This window comes from Streptomyces sp. YIM 121038, assembly GCF_006088715.1.
In the GTDB taxonomy this organism is placed as follows: domain Bacteria; phylum Actinomycetota; class Actinomycetes; order Streptomycetales; family Streptomycetaceae; genus Streptomyces.
Genome location: NZ_CP030771.1, coordinates 2,268,385 through 2,292,320, shown reverse-complemented (window position 1 = coordinate 2,292,320; position 23,936 = coordinate 2,268,385). Strand labels below are relative to the sequence as shown.

Genomic DNA, 23,936 nt, shown 5'->3' with positions numbered 1-23,936 from the left:
GGCGGTGGATATTCCCCGGCCGCGCTCGGGCCGCCCCGGGCCGGGCGGTCTCAGTCGACCGTCAGGACGACCTTGCCCCGGCCGTGGCCCGACTCCACGGCGTGGTGGGCGGCCGCCGCTTCCTGAAGGGGGTACGTCGCCCGGAGGTGGACCCGCAACAGGCCCTTCGCGTACAGGGCGGTGACCTCGGCCAGGCGCTCCGCCGTGCGCGTGCCGCGCAGCGGGGGCACGCCCAGGCGCTCCGCCTCCTCGTCCGCGAGCATCGTCGCCACCCGGTGGCGGTCCTTGGCCACGGCCACCGACGCGCGCAGGGCCTGGGCGCCCGCGGCGTCGACGGCCGCGTCGACGCCGCCCGGGGCGAGGGCGCGCACCCGGTCTTCGAGCCCTTCCCCGTACGTGACGGGAACGGCGCCGAGGGCGCGCAGATGGTCGTGGTTGCGCGGACTCGCGGTGCCGATGACCGTGGCGGCGCCCCACGCCCGCGCCAACTGCACGGCCAAGGTGCCGAATCCGCCCGCGGCGCCGTTGACCAGGACCGTGTCGCCGGGGCGCACGCCGACCGCGCTGAGCGCCATGTGCGCGCCCTGCGCGTTGCCGGAGAAGCCGCCCGCGCTGACGAAGTCCATCGCGTCCGGCTTGGTGACCAGCTGGTCCGCGCCGACGACGACGTACTGCGCGTACGCGCCGAGCAGCGAGAAGCCGAGCACGTCCGCGCCGGGCGCGAACGCCGTGACCTCGGGGCCCACCGCGTCCACGGTGCCCGCGAACTCGTTGCCGGGCACGACCGGGAAGGCGGCAGCGGGCGGGCGTATCGCCCCCTGCCGGACGCCCGTGTCGAAGGGCATGACACCCGCGGCCCGGACCCGCACCCGCACCTGCCCGGGCCCCGGCTCCGGGACGTCGAGGTCCATGAGCCTGAGCACGTCGGGACCGCCGTACTCCGTGAAAGCCATCGCGCGCATGGTCATGACGCCACCGTCTCCTTCGTGTTGTCGTGGGTGCTGCCGGTGCTGCCGCCGGACGTGTCCTCGGCGGCGGCCAGCAGGACGACCTTGCCGACCGTGGCGCGGCCGAGCAGCGCCGTGTGCGCGGCGGCCGCGTCACGCAGCGGGAACGTCGTGACGGCCGGTACGAGGGTGCCGCTCGCGGCCTCGGCGAGGGCGCGCTCCTGGAGCGCGCGCAGCCCCCCGGGCACCCGCAGGATACGCGGGCCGAGCGCGTACGTCGCCGTGAGCAGGCGCGCGTGCAGGTCCTCGGAGGTGAACTCCGTCGGCGTCCCCGCCGACCAGCCGTACATCACGAACTGCCCGCCGTAGCCCAGGAGGTCGAACGCCGCCCGGCCCGCGGCCCCGCCGACGCTGTCGAAGACGACGTCGACCTCGCGGCCGCCGAGCGCGGCGCGCACCTCGTCCGCCCAGTCCGGGCGGTCGTAGTCGACGGCGACGTCCGCGCCGAGAGCCCGGACCCGGGCGGCCTTGTCCGGGCCGCCCGCCGCGCCCACCACGGTCGCGCCGAGGTTCCGCGCCGCCTGCACGAGCAGCGTGCCGATGCCGCCCGCCGCCGCGGTCACCAGGACCACGTCGTCGGCCGCGGGCGCGGCCACCTCCAGGACGCCGAGCGCCATCCGGCCGGTGCCGACCATCGCGATCGCGGCCTCGTACGACACGGAGTCCGGCAGCGGGAAGAGCGCCTCCGTCTCGCGCACGGCCAGCTCGGCGTACCCGGCGTTGACCAGGCCGAGATGCGTGACGACGCGGCGTCCGAGCCACTCCTTCGCCACCCCGTCGCCGAGCCGGTCGACGACCCCCGCGACCTCGCGGCCGGGCGTCACGGGCAGGTCGGGCAGCGGGAAGGGCAGGGCGTCGTCCGCGCCGCGCTGCAGGGCGGTGTCGAGCAGATGGACGCCCGCCGCCCGTACGGCGATCCGGACCTGGCCGGGGCCGGGCTCGGGGTCGCCGACCTCTTCGTAGCGCAGTTCCTCGGGCCCGCCGAAGGCGTGCAGTCGGATGGCGTGCATGGAGGGTTCCTCCCGGACGGTGAGGGGGCGATGACGCTCCCGACGCTAGGCGGGGGCGGCACGGGGTCGCCTCTGTCGGGTGACTGGGGTCGGGCGACCGGTGACCGGGCCGGGTGACCGGGGCGGCGACCGGGATCGCCCCCGCCGGAGCCCGGCCGGGGGAACCCAGTCACGTGACAGAGGCGGCGCGGCCGGGGCCGTTCCTAGCGTCGGCGGCATGACTCAGCAGATATCCGCGGCCACCGGTGCCCCCTCCGCCGACGACGGTGGGCGGACGCGCTGGGCGCCCGTCGTCGTGATGGCCCTCGCCATGCTCATGGTCACCCTGGAGCTCAGCCTGTCCGCCGTGACGCTGCCCGCGATCGGCGACGACCTGGGCGTCGGCTCCTCCGCCACCCAGTGGGTGCTGCTCGCCTACGCGTTGCCCACCGCCGCCCTGGCCCTGCCCGCCGGGCGCTGGAGCGACCGCGTGGACCTGCGCGCGGTCTTCCTGCTCGCGACGCCCGCGATCGGCCTGACCAGCGTGCTCGCGGCCCTGGCCCCGAACCTGCCGGTCCTGGTCGCCGCCCGCGTGCTGCAAGGCGTGGCGGGCGCGGTCGTCGGCGCGCTGTACCTGCCGGTGGTCGCCCTGAGCGTGCCGCCCGAGCGCCGGGGCCGCGCCATGGGCCTCATCGCCACGATCATGCCGCTCGGCTCCATGGGCGGCTCGTCGCTCGGCGGGGCCGTCGTGGACGCCTACGGGTGGCGGCCGGTGTTCCTGCTGAAGGTCCCCGTGCTGATCGCGGTGGTGTGGCTGGGCGCGCGGCTGATCCCGCGCGGCGACAAGGGCCTCGCGCCGCCGAGCCGTTCGCTGGTCGCGGACGGGGTGGTGCTCGGCGCCGCGGTCACGGCGCTGCTCGTCGCCTTCGACCGGGTGGACGCGGACGTGCCCGTCGCCGCCGGCGTCGCCGCGGCCGCCGCGGTCGCGGGCGGCCTCGGGTGGGCCCGGCTGCGCACCGCCCGCCCCGTCCTCGACCTGCTGCGGCGGCCCGGCGTGGGCCTGCCCGTGCTCGCCCTCTTCCTCAGCGGCACCTTCACCGGCCTGTCCTACTTCCTGCTGCCCTACTACGTCGCCGACGTCCTGGACGCCGGGGCGTCCCTGACCGGCCTCGCGATGATGTTCTTCATCGGCGCGGTGGCGCTCACCGCGTCCGCCGGCGGGTCGCTCGCCGACCGCTTCCCCAAGGAGCGCGTGGGCGCGGCGGGCGCCGCCCTGACCGCGCTCGGGGTGCTGAGCATGCTCACGCTCGGACCGGACGCGGGCCTGTGGGACATCGGCTGGCGGCTCGCCGTGACCGGGGTGGGGCAGGCGCTGTTCGGCACGCCGGTGAACCTCGGCATCCTGGAGGCGACCCCGGCGGAGCTCGTCGGCACGGCCGGTGGTGTCACCAACACCTTCCGGACCCTCGCGTTCACGGTGGGTCCCGCGGTGGCCGCCCTCGCCTACGGGACGGGCGGCGCGGGAGTGCCCGGCTTCCGCACCGGGATCGTGCTCCTCGCCGTCCTCCAGGCGCTCGGCATGGTCGCGCTGCTGCTGGGGCGCCGCCGCGCCTAGCCCTCAGAGCAGGGCGAACTGCCCCTCCGGCCCCTCCTCGTGGTGGTCGAGGACCGAGGCCGGGCGCCGGGCCGCCGCCGGGACGGGCAGGACGCCCGCCGCGTGCAGGTCGGCGACCGTGAGCGCGTCGGCGGGGGAGGGGTCCGGGAGCGCCGGAAGCTCCGCGAGGAGGGCGAGGACCGTGATCAGCTCCAGGAGCTGCGAGGTCCAGGCCTGGGGCCACGCCGAGGGCCGGACGGCCTCCAGGGTGCCGGGCTCCGCCGGGGCCGTCCGCCGCTCGAACCACAGCTCGATGACCCGCACCCCGCTGACCCGGAAGTCCCACGCGCCCGCGGGCACGGGCGAGATGAGCCCGCCCTCGCCGACCCGCAGGGCCTCGTCCCCGGCGTCGTAGGCGAGCCCGGAGGGCCGTGCGGGCAGCGGCGCCCGCACGTACGGCCGCCGCCCGCCGGGCAGCTTCGGCCGCTCGCCCGAGGCCCCGCGCAGCTGGAGCCGGAGCGCGCGCCGCCCCAGCTCCACGCCCCGCGCCCAGGCGTCGGCGGCGGACGTGAGCGGCACGACGGGGCCCGCGGGCGTGGCCCGCGCGGCGACCAGGGTCCAGGCCAGGAAGTCCTCCGGGGCGACACCCGTCCCGTACAGCCGGGAGAGGTGTTCCAACAGACCGGATGGAACGTTCGTTTCAGTGCCACCGGGACGTCGGTAGAGCGGGCGGATGCGGCCGGGCCGCCCGGCGGGGGAGCGCCCGTCCGGCAGCACCGCGGAGGCGAGCACCGCGGGCCCGGCGTCCGCGTCGGGGACGTACCCCTGCTCGGTGAGGAAGAGCTGCCCGGCACCGGCCACCCGCCACAGCTCCGGGCGGGCCGCGTCGAGGAGGCGGTGGTCGGGTATCAGCCACTGCTCGTCGAAGGGCCCGTGCACCACCCGGACGGGTTCGGCGCAGGGCCCGTCCTCGCGGGCGAGGCGTCCCGTGCCGCCGCCGCACCCGGGCAGCTGCGCGACCGGGGTGTGCAGGGTGCGCGCCCGGGTCGGCCCGAACAGTGCCTCGCGCCCGGCCGCGTCGGCGCGGACGAAGGCGTCCCAACGGGCCCTGAGGGACGCGGCGTCGGGCGCCATCGGCCACCCGCGTCCCGGCCGGAGCGGCGCGACGGACCACGGCATGAGATCGGCGAGCGGCGGCGCGTCGTCGTACGTCACGCCCGGCATCGTACGACGCGCCGGGAGGCGGCCATCAGGTCGCGTCGAGCGTGACGGTGAACGAGAAGCGGTCGCCCCGGTACTGGATCCGGGCCACGTCGAGCGCCCGGCCCTCGGTGTCGTAGGTGATGCCCGTGTAGTGCAGGATCGGGCTGAGCAGCGGCACTTGGAGCAGCCGGGCCGTCTCGGGGTCGGCGAGCCGGGCCTCCACGGTGTCGGTGATGCGCGAGATCGCCACGCCCACCACGTCGCGCAGGACCTTCGTCATCGGCCAGCGCTCCAGGTCGGTCGGGTCGATGCGCTCGGCGAGGTCGGGACGCACGTGGTTGCGCGCGTGGTTGGTCGGCTCGCCGGTCCTGGCGTCGCTGCGCAGCCGGTGGTACGTGGCGACCTCGGTGAGCCCGGGGAAGTGCTCGGCGACGTCGGTGGGCACCTGCTCCCGGCCGTGGGACAGGAGCTTGGTGTCCATGCCGGACTGCTGCGCCACGATGGCGTCGACCGAGCCGAGCAGCCGCACCGGCGAGCCGCGCCGCACGTCCGGCTCGATGAACGTGCCGCGCCGCCGGTGCCTGCTGATCAGGCCCTCGTCCTCCAGCTCCTTGAGGGCCTGGCGCATGGTGAGCACGCTGACGCCGTAGTGCCCCGCCAGCTGCTCCTCGGTGGGAAGCCGCAGCGGGGCGTCCGGCGCCCGGCCGAGTATCGAGGCGCGCAGCGACTGCGAGACCTGATACCAGAGCGGCAGCTTTCGGTTCAGGACGATCGAGTCCGGGGCGAAAGCGGTCACAGGGAACTCCGTACTTCCGAGACGACGCGGACAGCGGCCGGAAGTGGTGGTGCTACGGCCGGAAATGACGCTCCAGACCCTGCCACACGTCGTCGTACCCCCGCTGCAGATGGTCCGCCGAAGCCGCCTGCCCGGTGGCGGTCACGGGCCAGCGGGTCTCGAACATGAACGCGAGGCCGTCGTCGATCTTCTGCGGCTTCAGCTCCGCGGCGCTGGCCCTCTCGAAGGTCTCCCGGTCGGGGCCGTGCGCCGACATCATGTTGTGCAGCGAGCCGCCGCCCGGCACGAAGCCCCCCTTTCCGGCGGTCTTGGCGTCGTACGCGCCCTCGATCAGGCCCATGTACTCGCTCATCACGTTCCGGTGGAAGTACGGCGGCCGGAAGGTGTCCTCGCCGACCAGCCAGCGCGGGGCGAAGACCACGAAGTCGACGCCCGCGAGGCCCGGGGTGTCCGAGGGCGAGGTGAGCACCGTGAAGATGGACGGGTCGGGGTGGTCGTAGGAGATGGTGCCGATGACGTTGAAGCGGCGCAGGTCGTACACGTACGGCACGTGGTTGCCGTGCCAGGCGACCACGTCGAGCGGGGAGTGGTCGTACGTCGCCGTCCAGAGGTTGCCGCAGAACTTGTTGACGACCTCGACCGGGCCCGCCGTGTCCGAGTCGTCCTCGTACGCGGCGACGGGGGCCAGGAAGTCCCGCGCGTTCGCCAGGCCGTTGGCGCCGATCGGGCCGAGGTCGGGGAGCTGGAAGGCCGCGCCGTAGTTCTCGCAGACGTAACCGCGGGCGCTCTCGTCGAGCAGCTCCACGCGGAAGCGGACGCCGCGCGGGATCAGGGCGACGTGGCCGGGCTCGGCGTGCAGCAGGCCCAGCTCGGTGCGCAGGAGCAGGCCGCCCCGCTCGGGGACGACGAGCAGCTCGCCGTCGGCGTCGCTGAACACCCGGTCCATGGAGGCGTTGGCGTGGTAGAGGTGCACCGCCATGCCCGTGCGCTGGGTCGCGTCGCCGTTGCCGCCGAGGGTCCACAGGCCGGCGAGCCAGTCGGTGCCGGGGGCGGGCTCCGGCAGCGGGTCCCAGCGCAGGCGGTTGGGGTCGGGCACGGTCTCGGTGAACGGGGCCGTGCGGATCGCGCCGTTGTCGGTCCGGGTGAACGCCGGGTGGGCGGCCGACGGGCGCACCCGATACAGCCACGAGCGGCGGTTGTGGGCGCGCGGCTCGGTGAACGCGGTGCCGCTCAGCTGCTCCGCGTACAGGCCGAGGGGGGCGCGCTGGGGCGAGTTGCGGCCGAGCGGCAGGGCGCCGGGGACGGCCTCCGAGCTGTGCTCGTTGCCGAATCCGGAGAGGTAGGTGAGCCCCTCCGCGAGCTTGCGCGCGTTGCCCCTGTCGTCCTTCGGCTGGTCCCCGCTCATGACAGCTCCCTCGGCTCCCTGGCCCACGACGGGCCGCCGCCGGCGTCCTCGCCAACGATTCCTATGGAACACCGTAGGATTCGTCATTTCCCCGCGCAAGAGGGATCCGTGAAATGTGAACGGTGCTCTACTCTCCCGGGGTGCGTGACTCCCCTGGACCGCGTGACCCGAACCCCGCCGCCGCCCTGCGCCGCAGCCCGGTGCAGCGCCGCAGCGCGGAGCGCCTCGACCGGATCCTCGACGCCTGCGCCGCCCTCCTCGACGAGGTCGGCTACGAGGGGCTGACCACCCGGGCGGTCGCGGTCCGCGCGGGCGTGCCCATCGGCTCGGTCTACCGCTTCTTCGACAACAAGCGCGCCCTGGCCGACGCCCTCGCCCACCGCAACCTCGACGCCTACGCCCGCCGGGTCACGGCGCGCATGACGGCCGTGCCCCGCGGTGATCTGCGCGGCGCCGTCGAGGCCGCCTTCGACGAGTATCTGCTGATGAAGCGCACCGTGCCCGGCTTCGGGCGGGTCGACTTCGGCATTCCGTCGGCGCCCGAGGCGATGCCCGACGCCAACGGGACCGTCGCCGACCGCGTCGCCCGGCTCCTCGCCGGACACCTCGGCCGCCCGCTGGACGCCCGGCTCCGCCGCGCCGTGCTCGTCAGCGTCGAGGCCGTCGACGCCCTGCTCCAACTCGCCTTCCGCGCCGACCCGTTGGGCGACCCGGAGCTCGTGGCCGAGACGCGGACCCTGCTGTACGCGTACGTCGAGCGGGCGCTCGGCTGAACCCTGGTGCCATACGTACCGGTCGGTATGCTGAGGGTGCACCGCGCCTCCGCGCCCCGCCCCGGGAGGGCCCATGACCCGCACCGCCCCGCGCATCTGCCCGCTCTGCGAAGCCACCTGCGGCCTCACGCTCACCGTCGAGGGCGCGCGCGTGACCGGCGCGCGCGGCGACCGCGCCGACGTCTTCAGCCGCGGCTTCATCTGCCCCAAGGGCGCCGCGCTCGGCGCGTCCGACGCCGACCCCGACCGGCTGCGGCGGCCCCTCGTCCGCACCGGCGGACGCCTCGCGGAGACGAGCTGGGACGAGGCGTTCGCCGCCGTCGCCGCGGGCCTGCGCCCCGTCGTCGAGGGGTACGGACCGCACGCGGTGGGCGTCGTGCTCGGCAACCCGAACGTGCACACCATGGCGGGCGCCCTGTACCCGCCCGTGCTGCTCGGCGCCCTCGGCACCCGCAGCCTGTTCACCGCGAGCACCGTCGACCAGATGCCCAAGCACGTCTCCTGCGGCCTCCTCTTCGGCGACCCGCTGGCGATCCCCGTACCGGACCTGGACCGCACCGACCACCTGCTCGTCATCGGCGCCAACCCCCTGGACTCCAACGGCAGCCTGTGCACCGCGCCCGACTTCCCCGGCCGGCTCAAGGCGCTGCGCGCCCGGGGCGGCCTGCTCACCGTCGTCGACCCGCGCCGCACCCGCACCGCCCGGCTCGCCGACCGGCACCTGGCGATCCGGCCCGGCACGGACGCGCTGCTGCTCGCGGCGATGGCGCAGGTCCTGTTCGCCGACGGCCTCACCCGCCTCGGCGCGCTCGAAGACCACGTCACGGGGATCGACGAACTCGCCGACGCCGTACGGGCCTTCACCCCGGAGGCCGTCGCTCCGGCCTGCGACGTGCCCGCCGCCACCCTCCGGACCCTCGCCCGTGAACTCGCCGCGGCGCCCACCGCCGCCGTGTACGGCAGGATCGGCGCGAGCACCGTCGCCCACGGGACGCTGACCTGCTGGCTCGTCGACGTCCTGAACGTCCTGACCGGCAACCTCGACCGGCCCGGCGGCGTCCTGTTCCCGCTCTCCGCCACCGGCAGGGCGCCGCGCCCCGCCGGGCCGGGCCGGGGCTTCGCGCTCGGCCGCTGGCGCAGCCGCGTGAGCGGGCACCCCGAGGCCAAGGGCGAACTGCCCCTCGCCGCGCTCGCCGAGGAGATCGACAGCCAGCCCCGCGTCCCGGACAGCGGCCTGGGCGAGAGCCCCGTCCGCGCCGTCATCGCCATCGCCGCCAACCCCGTCCTGTCCGCGCCCGACGGCGACCGCCTCGACAAGGCCCTGGAGTCCCTGGACTTCATGGTGAGCGTCGACCCGTACCTGAACGAGACCGCGCGCCACGCCGACGTCGTGCTCCCGCCGCCACCACCCGCCCAGAGCGCCCACTTCCCGTTCGCCTTCAACGCCCTGGCCGTGCGCAACCAGGTCCGCTACACCCGCGCCGCCGTGCCCCTGGAGGCGGGCCGGATGCCGGAGACCGAGATCCTCGCGCGGCTGGTGCTCGCCGCGACCGGCGGGCACGGCACCGACCCGGCCGCCGTGGACGCCCTGGTCGTCGAGCGCACCCTCGCCGAGGCCGTCGCCGCCCCGCACACCCGGGTGTACGGCCGCGACCCCGCGGACCTCGCCGCCCGGCTCACGGGCGAGAGCGGCCCCGAGCGGCGCCTGGACCTGATGCTGCGCCTCGGCCCGTACGGCGACGGCTTCGGCGCGGACCCGGACGGGCTGAGCCTGGCCCGCCTCCTCGACCACCCGCACGGCATCGACCTCGGGCCGCTCGCCCCGCGCGTCCCGGAGATCCTCAAGACCCGCAGCGGCCGAATCGAGCTGCTGCCCGGCCCGATCGCCGCGGATCTGCCGCGGCTGGCCCGCGCGCTGCGCGAGACGCCCGCCGAGCTCGTCCTCGTCGGCCGCCGCCATCTGCGCTCCAACAACAGCTGGATGCACAACGTCCCCGCCCTGACCGGCGGCTCCAACCGCTGCACCCTGCACGTCCACCCCGGGGACGCGGCCCGGCTCGGCCTGGCGGACGGCCGCCCCGCGCGCGTGACGGCCGCGGGCGGGGAGATCGAGGCCCTGGTGGAGGTCACGGACGCGATGCGTCCCGGGGTGGTGAGCCTGCCGCACGGCTGGGGCCACGACCGCCCCGGCACCCGGCTGACCGTCGCCGCCGCCGACCCCGGAGCCAACGTGAACCAGCTCCTCGACGGCAGCCTCCTCGACCCGCTGTCCGGCACGGCGGTGCTCAACGGCTTCGCGGTGCGGGTCACTCCGCTCGCGCCGTGAGCCGGGGCCGTGAGCCGGGGCCGGGGGCTCGGGGCCCGGGGCTCGGGGCCCGGGGCTCGGGGCCGGGGGCTTGAGGAAGGGCGGTCACTCCGCGCGCCCCGCCGCCCCCGCGGCCACGCACAGCAGGACGCCCAGCGTGACGAAGGGGGCCGCCGCCCCCGCCACCCCGGCGACGAGGCCCGCCCCGGCCGGCGCGGCGACCTGGCCGAGCCGGTTGCCGGTCAGCCGCAGGGCGAGGGCCGTGGAGCGGGCCCCGGCGGGCGCCGCCTGGACCACGGTCGTCATCGACAGGGGCTGGCCGACGCCGAGGCAGAACCCGAGCAGCGTCAGGACCGCCCCGAGCGCCCAGACGGGCAGCGGCAACGCGACCCCGGCGCACAGGAGTCCGGCGGCGGCGCAGGTGCCGGCGATGAGCGCGCGGCGGCCGAGCAGCCGGATGAGGGGCGTCATCACGAGGCGGCAGGCGATCGTCGCGCCCGCACGCAGGCCGAGCAGGACCCCGACGGTCGCGGGCGCGATGCCCCGGTCCTCGCCGATGACGGGCAGATACGCGGTGAGGATGTCGGTGGCGGACAGCACGGCGAGACTGATGAACATCCCCGCGGGCACACCACGGGCGCCCAGGATGCGCAGCACGGGGACCTTCGGCCCCGCGGACGCCCCGGCCCCCGGTGCCGCCGAGGCCCCGCCCCCGGACGCCCCGGCCCCGCCCCGAGGCTGCTCCAGGCGCCACAGCGACGTGCAGGACACCGCCGCGACGCCCGCCGCCACCACCAGGGCGAGGGCGCTGGTGCCGCCGGTGTCGCCGCCGATCAGCGCACCGGCCGCCAGCGGGCCGACGAGCTGGCCGAGGGAGGCGCCGATGGTGAAGTGCCCGAAGTTCCGGTCCCGTTCGGCCGGGGCCGACCGGCGGGCGACGATGGACTGCGCGCCGATGACGAAGCAGAGGTGGCCGAGGCCCATCACCCCGCTCCAGGCGGCGAGGGCGCCGAGCGACCCCGAGGTGCCGCCGAGCGCGCAGCCGCCCGCGATCAGGGCGACGCCGAGGAGCAGCAGCGGCGCGCACCGGCCGTGGTCGGTACGGCGGCCGAGCGGCACCGCCACGAACAGCGGGAGCAGCGCGTACACGCCCGCGATCACACCGACGGCCCGCTCGTCGGCGCCCAGTGCGAGCGCCCGGTAGGAGACGGCGGGCCGCGCCATCGAGACCGCGGCCTGCGCACAGCTGAAGGAGATGACGAGCCGCAGCAGCCAGCCCCTGTCCCCGCGCCGTTGGGCCTTCTCCTGCCCGGCCGGTTTCTCCCCGGCCGGGTCCTTCCGGGCTGCGCGCGGGCGACGTATCCGAGGCATCACTGCTCAGATGATGCCGAACAGGATCCCGGACCCGAGCACCACGAGCGAGGTGAGCACCGCCCACTTCACCGTGAACCGGGTGTGGTCGCCGAACTCGACCTTGGCCATGCCGACGAGGACGTACACGGCGGGCACGAGCGGGCTCGACATGTGCAGGGCCTGCCCCGCGATGGAGGCGCGGGCGATCTCGATGGTGGAGACGCCGTGCGCGTTGCCCGCCTCGGCGAGCACCGGCAGGACGCCGAAGTAGAAGCCGTCGTTGGACATGAAGTACGTGAGGGGGATCGAGAGCAGACCGGTGACCAGGCCCATCTGGCCGCCCATGCCGTCGGGGATGGCGTTCACGAGCCAGTCGGCCATGTGGTCGACCATGCCGGTGCCGGTGAGCACGCCGGTGAAGACGGCGGCGGCGAAGACCATGCCGGTGACGTTGAGGACGTTCTCGGCGTGCGCGGCGATGCGGGCCTTCTGGTCGGGCATGTGCGGGAAGTTGACGGTGAGGGCCAGGGCCGCGCCGAGCAGGAACAGGACCGGGATCGGCAGCCACTCCATGATCATGGCGGTGAGCAGCAGGACGGTCAGGCCCGCGTTGAACCAGTAGAGCTTGGGCCGCAGGGTGGGACGGTTCGGGTCGAGGCCCTGGAAGCCGTCGTCGGGGTCATCCGCGGAGGGGTCGTCCGCGGCGAGGCCGCCCGCGGGGGAGCCGTCCGCGGGGGAGCCGCCCGCAACGAGGTCACCTGCGGAGGGGCCGCCCGCAGACCCGCCGCCCTTCACGAAGCTGACCCGCTCCGCCCCGTCCCCGTCGCCCCCCGCGCCGACCAGCACCGGCTCGCCCGCGACCGTCCCGCTCTCCAGGACCTCGTCGAGCGAGAGCACCCCGAGGCGCTTGCGCTCGCGCAGGCCGAGGGCGTACGCGAGGACGAAGACGGCCACGAGGCCGACCGCGAGCGCGGGGATCATCGGTACGAAGATGTCGCTGGCGTCGACCTTGAGGGCGGTGGCCGCGCGGGCCGTGGGGCCGCCCCAAGGCAGCGTGTTCATCACGCCGTTGGCGGTGGCCGCGACACCCGTCATGACGACGAGGCTCATCTTCAGACGCTTGTACAGCGGGTACATCGCCGACACGGTGATCATGAACGTGGTGGAGCCGTCGCCGTCGAGCGAGACGATCGCGGCGAGCACGGCGGTGCCGACGACGATCCGCATCGGGTCCGCCTTGCAGAACCGCAGGATGCCCCGGACGATCGGGTCGAAGAGGCCGACATCGATCATGACGCCGAAGTACACGATGGCGAACATGAGCATCGCGGCGGTGGGCGCGAGGTTGCCCACGCCTTCGAGGACGTAGTCCCCGAGGTGGGCGGCCTTGCCTACGAAGACGCAGAACAGCGCGGGGATGAGCACCAGTGCCGCGATGGGCGACATCTTCTTCATCATGATCAGCACCAGGAAGGTGGCGATCATGACGAATCCGAGGATTGTCAGCATGGGAGCTACCTATCGTTCACCATCGAACTGCCACCAGGTCTGGCGGTTCGGATGACCGTAGGACCCGCTTTCCAGCGTTAACAAGATGTTGACGTGTGAGCAATAAGCGCAAAACTCCAGGTCAACGCGGTGCTGCGAGGGAGCGAGCCGTTCCGCTCCGGCCGCCCGAGCTCCGGGGGCCCCGGGCCCCGCCGCCGGAAGGGGCCTCTGGCGACAGAAAACTATCGGCGCTAGTTTGACCCCCATGAAGCCCCACACCGGCATGTACATCGCGGGGCAGTGGCGCCCCGCCGCCACCCAGGACACCACCCCGGTGGTGAACCCGGCCGACGAGCAGGTCATCGCCCACGTCCCCGCGGGCACCGCCGAGGACGTCGCGGCGGCGGTCCGGGCCGCGCGCGCGGCGCTCCCCGGCTGGCGGGCGACCCCGCCCGCGGAGCGCGCCGCGCGGCTCGCCGCGATCCGCGACGGCCTCGTCGCCCGCAAGGCCGAGATCGCCGGGACGGTCGCCGCCGAACTGGGCGCCCCGCTGCCGTTCGCGGAGGCCGTGCACGCCGGGGTGCCGATCCTCGTGGCGGGCTCGTACGCGGAACTCGCGGCCACCCACCCCTTCGAGGAGAAGGTGGGCAACTCCACCGTCCACTCCGAGCCCGTGGGCGTCGTCGGCGCGATCACCCCCTGGAACTACCCCCTCCATCAGATCGTCGCCAAGGTCGCCCCGGCCCTCGCGGCGGGCTGCACCGTGGTGCTCAAGCCCGCCGAGGACACCCCGCTCACGGCCCGTCTGTTCGCTGGGATCGTGCACGAAGCGGGCCTGCCCGCGGGGGTGTTCAACCTGGTCACGGGGGTCGGCCCGGTCGCGGGCCAGGCGCTCGCCGAGCACGACGGCGTGGACCTCGTCTCGTTCACCGGCTCCACGGCGGTCGGCAGGAAGATCGGCGCGATCGCGGGCGCGGCCGTCAAGCGCGTCGCCCTCGAACTCGGCGGCAAGTCCGCCAACGTCATCCTGCCGAGCGCCGACCTCGCCAGGGCCGTGAACGTGGGCGTCGCCAACGTCATGGCCAACTCCGGCCAGACGTGCAGCGCCTGGACCCGCATGCTCGTGCACGCCTCGCGGTACGACGAGGCGGTCCGGCTCGCCGCCCTGGCGGCCGAGAAGTACACCGAGCGCATCGGCCCGGTCGTCAGCGAGAAGCAGCGCGACCGCGTGCGCGGCTACATCGACCGGGGCGTGGCGGAGGGCGCGCGCCTGGTGGCGGGCGGCCCCGACGCACCGCGCGAGCGCGGCTACTACGTGCGCCCCACCGTCTTCGCCGACGTCACCCCCGGCATGACCATCGCCCAGGAGGAGATCTTCGGCCCGGTCGTCTCCCTCATGCGCTACGAGGACGAGGCCGAGGCCGAGGCGATCGCCAACGGCACGGTGTACGGCCTCGCGGGCGCCGTGTGGGCGGCGGACGACGCGGAGGCGGCCGCCTTCGCCCGCCGCCTCGACACCGGCCAGGTCGACATCAACGGCGGCGGCTTCAACCCGCTCGCGCCCTTCGGCGGCTACAAGCAGTCGGGCGTCGGCCGCGAACTGGGGCGGCACGGCCTGGCCGAGTACCTCCAGACCAAGTCGCTCCAGTTCTAGTTCCGGCCGCCTCTCCCGACAGCTTCCGGCCGCCTCTCCTGACGGCCCTTCCCACTCCTCTGGAGGATTCGCCCTCGTGGTCCGCGCCGCCGTACTGCCCGCCATCGGTTCCCCGCTGGAGATCACCGACATCGAGCTGCCCGACCCCGGGCCCGGCCAGGTGCGGGTGCGCCTGGCCGCCGCCGGGGTCTGCCACTCCGACCTGTCCCTGACGAACGGCACGATGCGCGTGCCGGTCCCCGCGGTGCTCGGCCACGAGGGCGCGGGCACGGTGGTGGCCGTGGGCGAGGGCGTCACCCGGGTCGCGCCCGGTGACGGCGTGGTCCTCAACTGGGCCCCGTCCTGCGGTGACTGCCACGCCTGCGGCCTCGGCGAGGTCTGGCTGTGCGGCACCGCGCTCACCGGCGCGGGTGCCGTGTACGCCCGCCGCGCCGACGGCACCGACCTGCACCCCGGCCTGAACGTGGCCGCGTTCGCGCAGGAGACGGTGGTGGCCGCCGGGTGCGTCCTGCCCGCGCCCGCGGGCGTGCCCCTCGCCGACGCCGCCCTCCTCGGCTGCGCCGTCCTCACCGGCTACGGCGCGGTGCACCACGCGGCGCGGGTCCGCGCGGGCGAGACGGTCGCCGTCCTCGGCGTGGGCGGGGTGGGCCTGGCCGCGCTCCAGGCGGCGCGGATCGCCGGGGCGGCGCGGGTGCTCGCGGTCGACGTGTCCGCGGGGAAGGAGGCCCTGGCCCGCGCGGCCGGGGCCACGGACTATGTGGTCGCCTCCGACAGGACGGCCCGCGACCTGCGCGAACTCACCGGCGGCCACGGCGTCGACGTGGCCGTGGAGTGCGTGGGCCGCGCGGTCACGATCCGCACCGCCTGGGAGTCCACCCGCCGCGGCGGCCGCACCACGGTCGTCGGCATCGGCGGCAAGGACCAGCAGGTCACCTTCAACGCCCTGGAGATCTTCCACTGGGGCCGCACCCTCTCGGGCTGCGTCTACGGCAACTCGGACCCGGCACGGGACGTCCCCGTCCTCGCCGACCACGTCCGCGCGGGCCGCCTCGACCTGGGCCTGATGGTGACGGACCGGATCGGCCTGGAGGACATCCCGACGGCCTTCGCGAACATGGAGGCGGGCAGGGGCGGCCGGGCGCTTGTGGTGTTCTGAGGGCCCCGCCGGAGCGCCGCGGCCCGGTCACCCCGCGCGCAGCGTCACCCTCTCGTACTGGAGCGCCAACCCGTCGAGGAGCGCCGCGAGCCCCGCGTCGAAGGCCCGCTCGTCCACCAGCTCCTGGTGCTCCGCCAGGAGATGGGCCTGGCCGAGGTGGGGGTAGTCGGCCGGGTCGTACGCCGCCTCGTCGTCGACGAAGCCGCCGGCGAAGGAGCCGAGCGCGGAGCCCATGATGAAGTACCGCATCAGCGCCCCGATCGACGTGGCCTGCGCCGGGGGCCACCCCGCGTCGACCATGGCGCCGAACATCGCGTCCGCGAGACGCAGGCCCGCGGGGCGGCGGCCGGGGCCGCGGGCGAGGACGGGAACGATGTTCGGGTGCCGGGTGAGCGCGGCCCGGTAGGAGACGGCCCAGTCGTGCAGCGCGGCGCGCCAGTCGCGGCCGTCCTCGAACATCGACAGGTCGACCTGCGCGCTGACCGAGTCCGCCACCGCCTCCAGGATCTGGTCCTTGGTGGCGAAGTGGTTGTAGAGGGACGGTCCGCTGACGCCCAGTTCGGCCGCGAGGCGGCGGGTGGAGACCGCGGCGAGGCCCTCGGCGTCCACGAGGGAACGCGCCGCGTCGACGATGCGGTCGCGGCTGAGCAGGGGCTTGCGCGGTCGGGCCATGCGGCACATAGTAGGGCTGCGAGAAAAAACTAGCAGTGCTAATTAAAACTCCGTCGGGCGGGGAGGCTTCGATGAACCTGGAGCTCAGCGAGGAGCAGGACGCCGTCAGGCGGCTCGCCAAGGACTTCGTCGAGCGCGAGATCGCCCCGCACGCGGCCGCCTGGGACCGGGCCGAGAGCGTGGACGCGGCCATCGTGCGCAAGCTCGGCGACGTCGGCTTCCTCGGCCTCACCATCGACGAGGAGTACGGCGGCAGCGGCGGCGACCACCTCGCGTACTGCCTGGTGACCGAGGAGCTGGGCCGGGGCGACTCCTCCGTGCGCGGCATCGTCTCGGTCTCCCTCGGGCTCGTCGCCAAGTCCATCGCCGCCTGGGGCGACGAGGAGCAGAAGCGGCGCTGGCTGCCCGGCCTCACCGCCGGCACGGCCGTGGGCTGCTTCGGGCTCACCGAGCCGGGGACGGGCTCGGACGCGGGCAACCTCACCACCAGGGCCGTGCGCGACAGCGACGGCTCGTACGTCGTCGACGGCACCAAGATGTTCATCACGAACGGCACCTGGGCCGACGTGGTCCTGCTGTTCGCGCGGACGAACGACGCCCCGGGGCACAAGGGCGTCTCCGCCTTCCTCGTGCCCACCGACACCCCCGGCCTGACCCGCCGCGCCGTGCACGGCAAGCTCGGCCTGCGCGGCCAGGCCACCGCCGAACTGGTCCTCCAGGGCGTCAAGGTGCCCGCGAGCGCGCTGCTCGGGCCCGAGGGCAAGGGGTTCTCGGTGGCCATGGCGGCCCTCGCCAAGGGCCGGATGTCGGTGGCGGCGGGCTGTGTGGGCATCGCCCAGGCCGCCCTCGACGCGGCGGTGGCGTACGCGACCGAGCGCGAGCAGTTCGGCCGGAGCATCGCCCACCACCAGCTCGTCCAGGAGCTGCTCAGCGACATCGCCGTGGACGTGGACGCGGCCCGGCTGCTGACCTGGCGGGTCGCCGACCTCGTCGACCGGGGCCTGCCGTTCGCCACCGAGTCGTCCAAGGCCAAGCTGTTCGCGTCGGAGGCCGCCGTGCGCGCCGCGAACCAGGCGCTCCAGGTCTTCGGCGGCTACGGCTACATCGACGAGTACCCCGTCGGCAAGCTCGTGCGCGACGCCCGCGTGATGACCCTCTACGAGGGCACGAGCCAGATCCAGAAGCTGGTGATCGGGCGCGCGCTGACCGGGGTCTCCGCCTTCTGACCGGCCGCTCCGCGCTCCGGATGCGCCCGGCACACTTGCCTAAGCGCTTGCTCACCCTCAGGGTAGGGTGACGGTCCGGAGCGGTGGAAGGAGTGCGCATGGGTGCGGCGAAGGAGACCCTCGGCGAGGATCAGCCGTGGGTCGAGGTCAGTCCCGACGCGGCGAGGCGGCTGCTGATCGCCGCCGTCGAGGCCTTCGCCGAGCGCGGCTACCACGCCACGACCACCCGGGACATCGCGGGCCGCGCCGGGATGAGCCCGGCCGCGCTCTACATCCACTACAAGACCAAGGAAGAGCTCCTCCACCGCATCAGCAGGCTCGGCCACGACAAGGCCCTGGCCATCCTGCGCACCGCGGCCGACGGCGGGGGCAGCGCCGCCGAGCGCCTCTCCGACGCCGTGCGCTCCTTCGTGCGCTGGCACGCCGGGCACCACATGACCGCGCGCGTCGTGCAGTACGAACTCGACGCGCTCGGACCCGAGCACCGCACCGAGATCGTGGCGCTGCGCCGCAAGTCCGACGCCGCCGTGCGCGAGATCATCAACGACGGCGTGCGCGCGGGCGAGTTCGACGTCCCCGACGTCCCCGGCACCACCCTCGCCGTGCTCTCCCTGTGCATCGACGTGGCCCGCTGGTTCAACGCCGCGGGGCACCGGACGCCGGACGAGGTCGGCGCGCTCTACGCCGACCTCGTGCTGCGGATGGTGGGGGCGGCCCAGAAGTAGCCGCCCGGCAACAGCCGCTCAGCGACAGGTCGGAAGCGGCCGCTCAGAAGTAGTAGCGCGACACCGACTCCGCCACGCAGGCGGGCTTGTCGCCGTCCTCGCGCTCCACCGTGACCGCCGCCGTCACCTGGACGCCGCCGTCCTTCGTCGGCTCCACCTCCGTCAGCGCGACGGTCGCGCGCAGCCGCGAGCCGACGGGCACGGGGGAGGGGAACCGCACCTTGTTCGTGCCGTAGTTGAGGCCCATCCGCATGCCCTCCACGCGCAGCACCTGCGGGACGAGCGCGGGCAGCAGCGCGAGCGTCAGATACCCGTGCGCGATCGTCGCGCCGAACGGGCCCGAGGCCGCCCGCTCCGGATCCACGTGGATCCACTGGTGATCGCCGGTGGCCTCCGCGAACAGGTCGATCCGCTTCTGGTCGACCTCCAGCCAGTCGCTGTGCCCCAGCGGCTCGCCGACCGCGGCGCGCAGCTCCTCGGCTGACGTGAAGATCCTCGGCTCTGCCATGTGCGACCTCCCAGGGACGGGTGAGACTAAGCGCTTGCTCAGCATGCTGGGTGTGCCGACCGGTGTCAACGCACCGACCAGTAGGCTTCGAGGGGTGCCCCAGATCCCAGAGAAGATCCACGAACTCACCGTCGGCCAGGTGTCCGCGCGCAGCGGCGCCGCCGTCTCCGCGCTGCACTTCTACGAGACCAAAGGGCTCATCAGCAGCCGCCGCACCTCGGGCAACCAGCGCCGCTACAGCCGGGACACACTGCGCCGCGTCGCCTTCATCCGGGCCGCGCAGCGGGTGGGCATCCCGCTCGCGACGATCCGCGACGCCCTCGCGGAGCTGCCGGAGGGGCGGACGCCGACACGGGCGGACTGGTCCCGGCTCTCCCAGACCTGGCGGTCCGAACTCGACGAGCGCATCAAGCAGCTGGGCCGCCTGAGGGACCACCTCACGGACTGCATCGGCTGCGGCTGTCTGTCCCTGGAGACCTGCGTCCTGTCCAACCCGGACGACGTCTTCGGCGACCGCCTCGTCGGCTCCCGCCTCCTCAACGAGCGCCGCGCCGGGCACTGACCCCGCCCGCGCGGCTCCCCGGGGCTCCCGCGGCCGCAGGCCCCCGGCGCGTCCGGGCCTTTCCGCGCGCGGCCGGGGGGTGTACATGTACGTCACGCGCTCCGGCGGCGACCGCTTCGGCCGCCGCGGGGCAGGACGCCACGACCACACACACGGGGAGAGCCGATGAGCGTCGCCATCTGCTCGTTGAAATGGGAAGCCGCCCGCTCGGGACGGCAGCGGATCACGTACGACGGCGACGGGTACCACCTGGTGCGCTTTCCGTACGACGCGGACGAGGAGGCGTACGACGCCTGGCGCATGCACGATCCGCTGCACGGCGCCACCAAGCCGTCGAAGTTCCCCGACGCGCGCTCGGGCCTGATCTGGCCCAGCCACGACGGGTGGGGCACGCTGTCGGCGATGGTCTTCTGGGAGCCCGACAGCAGGCCGACGGAGTACCGCGCGCGCTTCGTGCGCGACCCGCTGGACCTGTCGACGGGCTACGACTCCACAGCCACCGCCGACTTCGTGCCCACCCGCGGCGGTCAGTACCGCACGCACCACTGGCAGATGTTCGTGCACCCGGGGACACCGGTGGGCCTGAAGATATCCGCGCGCGGTCCGGGCGACGTGAAGATCACCGCGCCGCTCGTCCTGGCCGAGTTCAAGCTGGCCATCCAGACGGACGTCGTCAGGCCCTAGGTTCGGCTGTCGCTCAGGCGGAGACCAGCGACCGCGACCGCGACCGCCGCACCGCCTCGGGGGTGAGGACCGGCGCGGGCACCACGATGCCGCAGCCGGTGCAGACGGGGCCTGCCGACGGGACGTGCGCCAGGCCGTAGCGCCATTCGAGGGCCGCGTCGCCGCACACGGGGCAGGCGGCGCCCGGCTCTCGTTCCAGTGCGGTGATGAGCTTGCGCAGCACGTCCGCGAGCGGCGCGGAGGGGTGCACGTCCGGGTCGTCGCACCAGGCGACCCCGTGCCCGCCCCACGTGCAGCGGTGCCAGTCGTCGACACTGCCGGGGCGCCGCAGGCCGTCGTGCTTCTCCCTGCGGCGGCGGCGCGCGAAGCTCTCCTCATAGGCGAGCCACACGGTGCGGGCCGCCTGAAGTTCGTCGAGCGCGGCGACGAGCCGCGCGGGGTCCGGCGACCGGTCCTCGGGACCGAAACCCGCGCGGGAGCACAGGTGGTCCCAGGTCGCCCGGTGGCCGTAGGGGGCGAATCTCTCCAAGCACTTGCGCAGTGAGTACCGCCGCAGCGCCAAGTCGCTGTGCGGGTCACGCACCTGTCTCGCGAGACTCCGGAATCCGGCCATCGCCCTGCACCTCCGTCACACTTCTCGGACGTCGCCAGTGACCCGGCGGACATCGAGTAGACGTATCGACACGCGATTTGGTGCCATCCGATTTCCGATGGCTACTCATCAGCGCGTTCCCCGCAGGTCAGCGTCAATGCGTGAGGAATGTGGAGGTGCCGTGCGGGACGGCGCGCACAGGTCACGCACAGCTGTGGCACAGGTCCGGAGCGAGCCCCCGCGCACCCCGCGGACCGCGCGTGCGGCCGTACCGGAACGGCGCCTTGTGGTGGTTGTGAAAAGGCGACGGTTGTTCATCTTTCAGGTTCGACAACCCAGCAGTAACCTCCGCCGCGACGGCCATCCGGAGGAGCATCCATGCGACCACGCAGCGCACGGCTCAGAACCCTCACCACCACGGCGGCCCTGGCCCTCGGCGCCTCCCTGCTGCTCGCGCCCGGCCCCGGCGCGGCCGCCGCCGGGCCGCCGCCCGCCGCCCCCGACTTCTGCGACGACCGGTGCGCGGACGTCCTGCCGCCGGGCGCCAGCGGCAACGCCACGCTCGCGGAGATCCTCAGCCACCGCCTCCTCGGCACCCGGCCCGCCCACGCCGAGGACCAGCTCGGCCCGTACGACGCGCTGGCCACCGGCTACCCGTCGCTGACCGACGACAAGCTCGGCGAGTTCTTCGACGACGCCTCCTTCGGCGTCGAGCCGGACCAGGTCGCCTCCGTCAGCAGGCCGCGCGACGACGTGACCATCACGCGCGACAAGAAGTACGGCGTCCCGCACATCCAGGGCAGCACCCGCTACGGCACCGAGTTCGGCGCGGGCTACGCCGCGGGCCAGGACCGCCTCTGGCTCATCGACCTGTTCCGGCACATCGGCCGCGGCCAGCTCACCCCGTTCGCCGGCGGCGCGCCCGCCAACCAGGGCCTTGAGCAGCAGTTCTGGCCGCAGGCCCCGTACACCGAGCAGGACCTGGAGCGGCAGGTCGAGTACATCAGGAACACCCAGGGCGAGCGCGGCCGGCAGGCCATGGCGGACGCACAGGCCTACATCGACGGCCTCAACGCCTACCGCGAGCAGTCCAAGAACGGCCGCTACTTCCCCGGCGAGTACGTCCTGACCGGCAAGATCGACGCGATCACGAACGTCGGCGAGATCGAGCCCTTCAAGGTCACCGACATGATCGCCCTGGCGTCCGTGGTCGGCGGCCTGTTCGGCAACGGCGGCGGCGGAGAGGTCGAGTCCGCGCTCTCGCTGCTCGCCGCGCAGAACAAGTACGGCGTCGAGAAGGGCAGCCGGATCTGGGAGGACTTCCGCGCCCGCAACGACCCGGAGACCGTACGGACCGTCCACGACGGCACCCGCTTCCCGTACGCGGGCAAGCCCGACGAGCCGCGCGGCACCGCCCTGCCCGACCCGGGCTCGGTCCAGCGCGAGCAGCTCGTCTTCGACCGCGAGGGCGGCGCGCGGACACCGGCCAAGGACCCCGTCGCGGCCCCGAAGAAGCTCACACCCCTCCAGGGGATGTACGACGACGGGGTGCTGCCCGCCGATCTGTTCGGCAGGGCCGGGCAGCGCAAGGGCATGTCGAACGCCCTGCTCGTCTCCGGCAAGCACACCGCGAGCGGCCACCCCGTCGCGGTCTTCGGCCCGCAGACCGGCTACTTCGCCCCGCAGCTCCTCATGCAGCAGGAGCTCCAGGGGCCCGGCATCAGCGCGCGCGGCGTGTCCTTCGCCGGTGTCGGCATGTACGTGCAGCTCGGCCGGGGGCAGGACTACGCGTGGTCGGCGACCTCCGCGACGCAGGACATCACCGACACCTACGCCGTCGAGCTGTGCGAACCGGGCGGGGGCAGCCCCACCAAACAGTCGGCGCACTACCGCTTCCGGGGCACCTGCACGCCCATGGAGAAGCTGGAGCGCAAGAACGCCTGGAAGCCGACCGTCGCCGACTCCACCGCCGCGGGCTCCTACCGCATGCAGGTGTTCCGCACGCGGCTCGGCGTCGTCACGCACCGCGCCACGATCGGCGGCAAACCCGTCGCGTACGTTTCGCTGCGCTCCACCTACCGCCACGAGGCCGACTCGATCATCGGCTTCCAGATGCTGAACGACCCCGGCCACGTCAAGGACGCCGCGTCCTTCAAGGAGGCGGCCCAGCGCATCTCCTACGCCTTCAACTGGTTCTACGCCGACTCCCGCGACACCGCGTACTACAACAGCGGCGCCAACCCCGAGCGTGCCGACGGCGTCGACCCGGCCTTCCCCGTCCAGGCCCAGGAGGCCTACGAGTGGCGGGACTTCGACCCCCGGGACAACACCTCCGCGCAGACGCCGCCCGCCGCGCACCCGCAGTCCGTCAACCAGGACTACTACATCTCCTGGAACAACAAACAGGCCACCGACTACACCTCCGGCGGCTTCGGCATGGGCGCCGTGCACCGCGGCGACCTGCTCGACGACCGGGTCAAGGCGCTCGTCAGGGACGGCGGCGTCACCCGGGCCGCGCTCACCCGGGCCATGGCCGACGCGGCCGTCACCGATCTGCGCGGCGAACAGGTCCTGCCGGAGCTGCTCGACGTCATCGGCACCAAGGCCGTCGACGACCCCGACCTGGCCGGGGCCGTGCGGCAGCTGGAGGCCTGGCGCAAGGCGGGCGCCCAGCGCAAGGAGACCGCGCGCGGCTCGCACACCTACGCGCATCCCGACGCCGTGCGCGCCATGGACGCCTGGTGGCCGAGGCTCGTCGAGGCCGTCTTCGCACCGGGGCTCGGCAAGGACCTCTACGACGCGCTGACCGCGCAGCTCGGCGTCGACGAGGCGCCCTCGGCGGGCCACGGGCCGACCGGCGCGCACGCGGGATCCGCCTTCCAGTACGGCTGGTGGGGCTATGTCGACAAGGACCTGCGGACCGTCCTCGGGCGGCCCGTCGAGGGCTGGAGCCGCACCGCCCACTGCGGCGGCGGCACGCTCGACGCCTGCCGCGAGACGCTCCTCGCCACCCTCAAGCAGGCCCTCGCCGTACCGGCGTCAGCGGTCTACCCCGGTGACGCCGCCTGCAAGGCGGGCGACCAGTGGTGCGCGGACGCGGTGATCCACCGCCCCCTCGGCGGCATCACCCACCGCGCGATCCAGTGGCAGAACCGCCCGACGTACCAGCAGGTGGTGGAGTTCCCCCGGCACCGCTAGCCGGGCCCCGAAGGGGCGTGGGGAACTGCGCGACCAGCCACGACGG

20 protein-coding genes are annotated in these 23,936 nt (G+C 74.3%); 10 read left to right on the top strand and 10 right to left on the bottom strand.

Going from position 1 to position 23,936, the window contains the following annotated elements; all coding sequences use genetic code 11:
• Positions 1–50: 50 nt before the first annotated feature.
• Entirely contained in the window at positions 51–968 is a 918-nt protein-coding gene (locus C9F11_RS09315) for an NADP-dependent oxidoreductase (RefSeq protein WP_249401654.1), read from the bottom strand.
• Entirely contained in the window at positions 965–2,017 is a 1,053-nt protein-coding gene (locus tag C9F11_RS09310) for a zinc-binding dehydrogenase (RefSeq protein WP_138958810.1), read from the bottom strand. The genes C9F11_RS09315 and C9F11_RS09310 overlap by 4 nt, the downstream gene beginning before the upstream one ends.
• A 217-nt stretch (positions 2,018–2,234) precedes the next feature.
• Here C9F11_RS09310 and C9F11_RS09305 point away from each other — a divergent pair, with 217 nt between their 5' ends.
• Positions 2,235–3,611 (top strand): MFS transporter, encoded by a 1,377-nt coding sequence (locus tag C9F11_RS09305; protein WP_138958809.1) that lies wholly within the window; start codon positions 2,235–2,237, stop codon positions 3,609–3,611.
• Between the two features lie 3 nt (positions 3,612–3,614).
• Here the strand turns inward: C9F11_RS09305 and C9F11_RS09300 are convergent, their stop codons facing one another.
• Genes C9F11_RS09300 through hmgA form a run of 3 tightly spaced genes read right to left on the bottom strand, consistent with a single transcriptional unit; the run spans position 3,615 to position 6,994 of the window.
• A complete protein-coding gene (locus C9F11_RS09300) occupies positions 3,615–4,814 on the bottom strand; it encodes a type ISP restriction/modification enzyme (protein WP_171075678.1) in 1,200 nt (399 codons plus the stop codon).
• A 25-nt stretch (positions 4,815–4,839) separates the two neighbouring features.
• Entirely contained in the window at positions 4,840–5,589 is a 750-nt protein-coding gene (locus C9F11_RS09295) for a GntR family transcriptional regulator (RefSeq protein ID WP_138958807.1), read from the bottom strand.
• A gap of 52 nt (positions 5,590–5,641) precedes the next feature.
• Entirely contained in the window at positions 5,642–6,994 is a 1,353-nt protein-coding gene (gene hmgA / locus C9F11_RS09290; protein ID WP_138958806.1) for a homogentisate 1,2-dioxygenase, read from the bottom strand.
• Positions 6,995–7,134: 140 nt separating this feature from the next.
• Here hmgA and C9F11_RS09285 point away from each other — a divergent pair, with 140 nt between their 5' ends.
• Entirely contained in the window at positions 7,135–7,767 is a 633-nt protein-coding gene (locus tag C9F11_RS09285; protein ID WP_138958805.1) for a TetR/AcrR family transcriptional regulator, read from the top strand.
• 73 nt (positions 7,768–7,840) lie between these two features.
• Complete coding sequence (locus C9F11_RS09280) at positions 7,841–10,093, top strand: molybdopterin oxidoreductase family protein (protein WP_138958804.1); 2,253 nt, start codon at positions 7,841–7,843, stop codon at positions 10,091–10,093.
• Positions 10,094–10,177: 84 nt separating this feature from the next.
• Here the strand turns inward: C9F11_RS09280 and C9F11_RS09275 are convergent, their stop codons facing one another.
• Together C9F11_RS09275 and C9F11_RS09270 are read right to left on the bottom strand one after the other, a co-directional pair.
• Positions 10,178–11,443 carry an MFS transporter gene (locus C9F11_RS09275; RefSeq protein ID WP_138958803.1) on the bottom strand — a complete coding sequence of 422 codons (1,266 nt, stop codon included), beginning with the start codon at positions 11,441–11,443 and terminating at the stop codon, positions 10,178–10,180.
• 6 nt (positions 11,444–11,449) lie between these two features.
• A complete protein-coding gene (locus C9F11_RS09270; RefSeq protein ID WP_138958802.1) occupies positions 11,450–12,934 on the bottom strand; it encodes a citrate:proton symporter in 1,485 nt (494 codons plus the stop codon).
• A 244-nt stretch (positions 12,935–13,178) separates the two neighbouring features.
• On the opposite strand from C9F11_RS09270, the gene C9F11_RS09265 reads away from it, so the two are divergent.
• Both C9F11_RS09265 and C9F11_RS09260 read left to right on the top strand, forming a co-directional pair.
• Entirely contained in the window at positions 13,179–14,567 is a 1,389-nt protein-coding gene (locus C9F11_RS09265) for an aldehyde dehydrogenase family protein (RefSeq protein ID WP_138958801.1), read from the top strand.
• A gap of 76 nt (positions 14,568–14,643) precedes the next feature.
• A complete protein-coding gene (locus tag C9F11_RS09260; RefSeq protein WP_138958800.1) occupies positions 14,644–15,723 on the top strand; it encodes a zinc-binding dehydrogenase in 1,080 nt (359 codons plus the stop codon).
• Positions 15,724–15,750: 27 nt separating this feature from the next.
• Here the strand turns inward: C9F11_RS09260 and C9F11_RS09255 are convergent, their stop codons facing one another.
• Positions 15,751–16,395, bottom strand: a complete 645-nt coding sequence (locus C9F11_RS09255; RefSeq protein ID WP_138958799.1) for a TetR/AcrR family transcriptional regulator C-terminal domain-containing protein — start codon at positions 16,393–16,395, stop codon at positions 15,751–15,753.
• Between the two features lie 71 nt (positions 16,396–16,466).
• Here C9F11_RS09255 and C9F11_RS09250 point away from each other — a divergent pair, with 71 nt between their 5' ends.
• Both C9F11_RS09250 and C9F11_RS09245 read left to right on the top strand, forming a co-directional pair.
• Positions 16,467–17,621 carry an acyl-CoA dehydrogenase family protein gene (locus C9F11_RS09250; RefSeq protein ID WP_138958798.1) on the top strand — a complete coding sequence of 385 codons (1,155 nt, stop codon included), beginning with the start codon at positions 16,467–16,469 and terminating at the stop codon, positions 17,619–17,621.
• Between the two features lie 98 nt (positions 17,622–17,719).
• Positions 17,720–18,346 (top strand): TetR/AcrR family transcriptional regulator, encoded by a 627-nt coding sequence (locus tag C9F11_RS09245; RefSeq protein WP_138958797.1) that lies wholly within the window; start codon positions 17,720–17,722, stop codon positions 18,344–18,346.
• 43 nt (positions 18,347–18,389) lie between these two features.
• On the opposite strand, the gene C9F11_RS09240 is transcribed toward C9F11_RS09245, so the two are convergent.
• Positions 18,390–18,854: a MaoC family dehydratase gene (locus C9F11_RS09240; protein WP_138958796.1), complete on the bottom strand. Its 465-nt coding sequence runs from the start codon at positions 18,852–18,854 to the stop codon at positions 18,390–18,392.
• A gap of 94 nt (positions 18,855–18,948) precedes the next feature.
• On the opposite strand from C9F11_RS09240, the gene soxR reads away from it, so the two are divergent.
• The gene (gene soxR / locus C9F11_RS09235; RefSeq protein WP_138958795.1) at positions 18,949–19,416 is read left to right on the top strand and encodes a redox-sensitive transcriptional activator SoxR; all 468 of its coding nucleotides are present in this window, start codon (positions 18,949–18,951) and stop codon (positions 19,414–19,416) included.
• 165 nt (positions 19,417–19,581) lie between these two features.
• Positions 19,582–20,100, top strand: coding sequence for a hypothetical protein (locus tag C9F11_RS09230; RefSeq protein WP_138958794.1), 519 nt, complete (start codon positions 19,582–19,584; stop codon positions 20,098–20,100).
• A gap of 13 nt (positions 20,101–20,113) precedes the next feature.
• Here C9F11_RS09230 and C9F11_RS09225 read toward each other — a convergent pair whose 3' ends face one another.
• Positions 20,114–20,713 (bottom strand): hypothetical protein, encoded by a 600-nt coding sequence (locus tag C9F11_RS09225; protein WP_138958793.1) that lies wholly within the window; start codon positions 20,711–20,713, stop codon positions 20,114–20,116.
• Positions 20,714–21,070: 357 nt separating this feature from the next.
• On the opposite strand from C9F11_RS09225, the gene C9F11_RS09220 reads away from it, so the two are divergent.
• Positions 21,071–23,890: a penicillin acylase family protein gene (locus C9F11_RS09220; protein WP_138958792.1), complete on the top strand. Its 2,820-nt coding sequence runs from the start codon at positions 21,071–21,073 to the stop codon at positions 23,888–23,890.
• Positions 23,891–23,936: the final 46 nt, after the last annotated feature.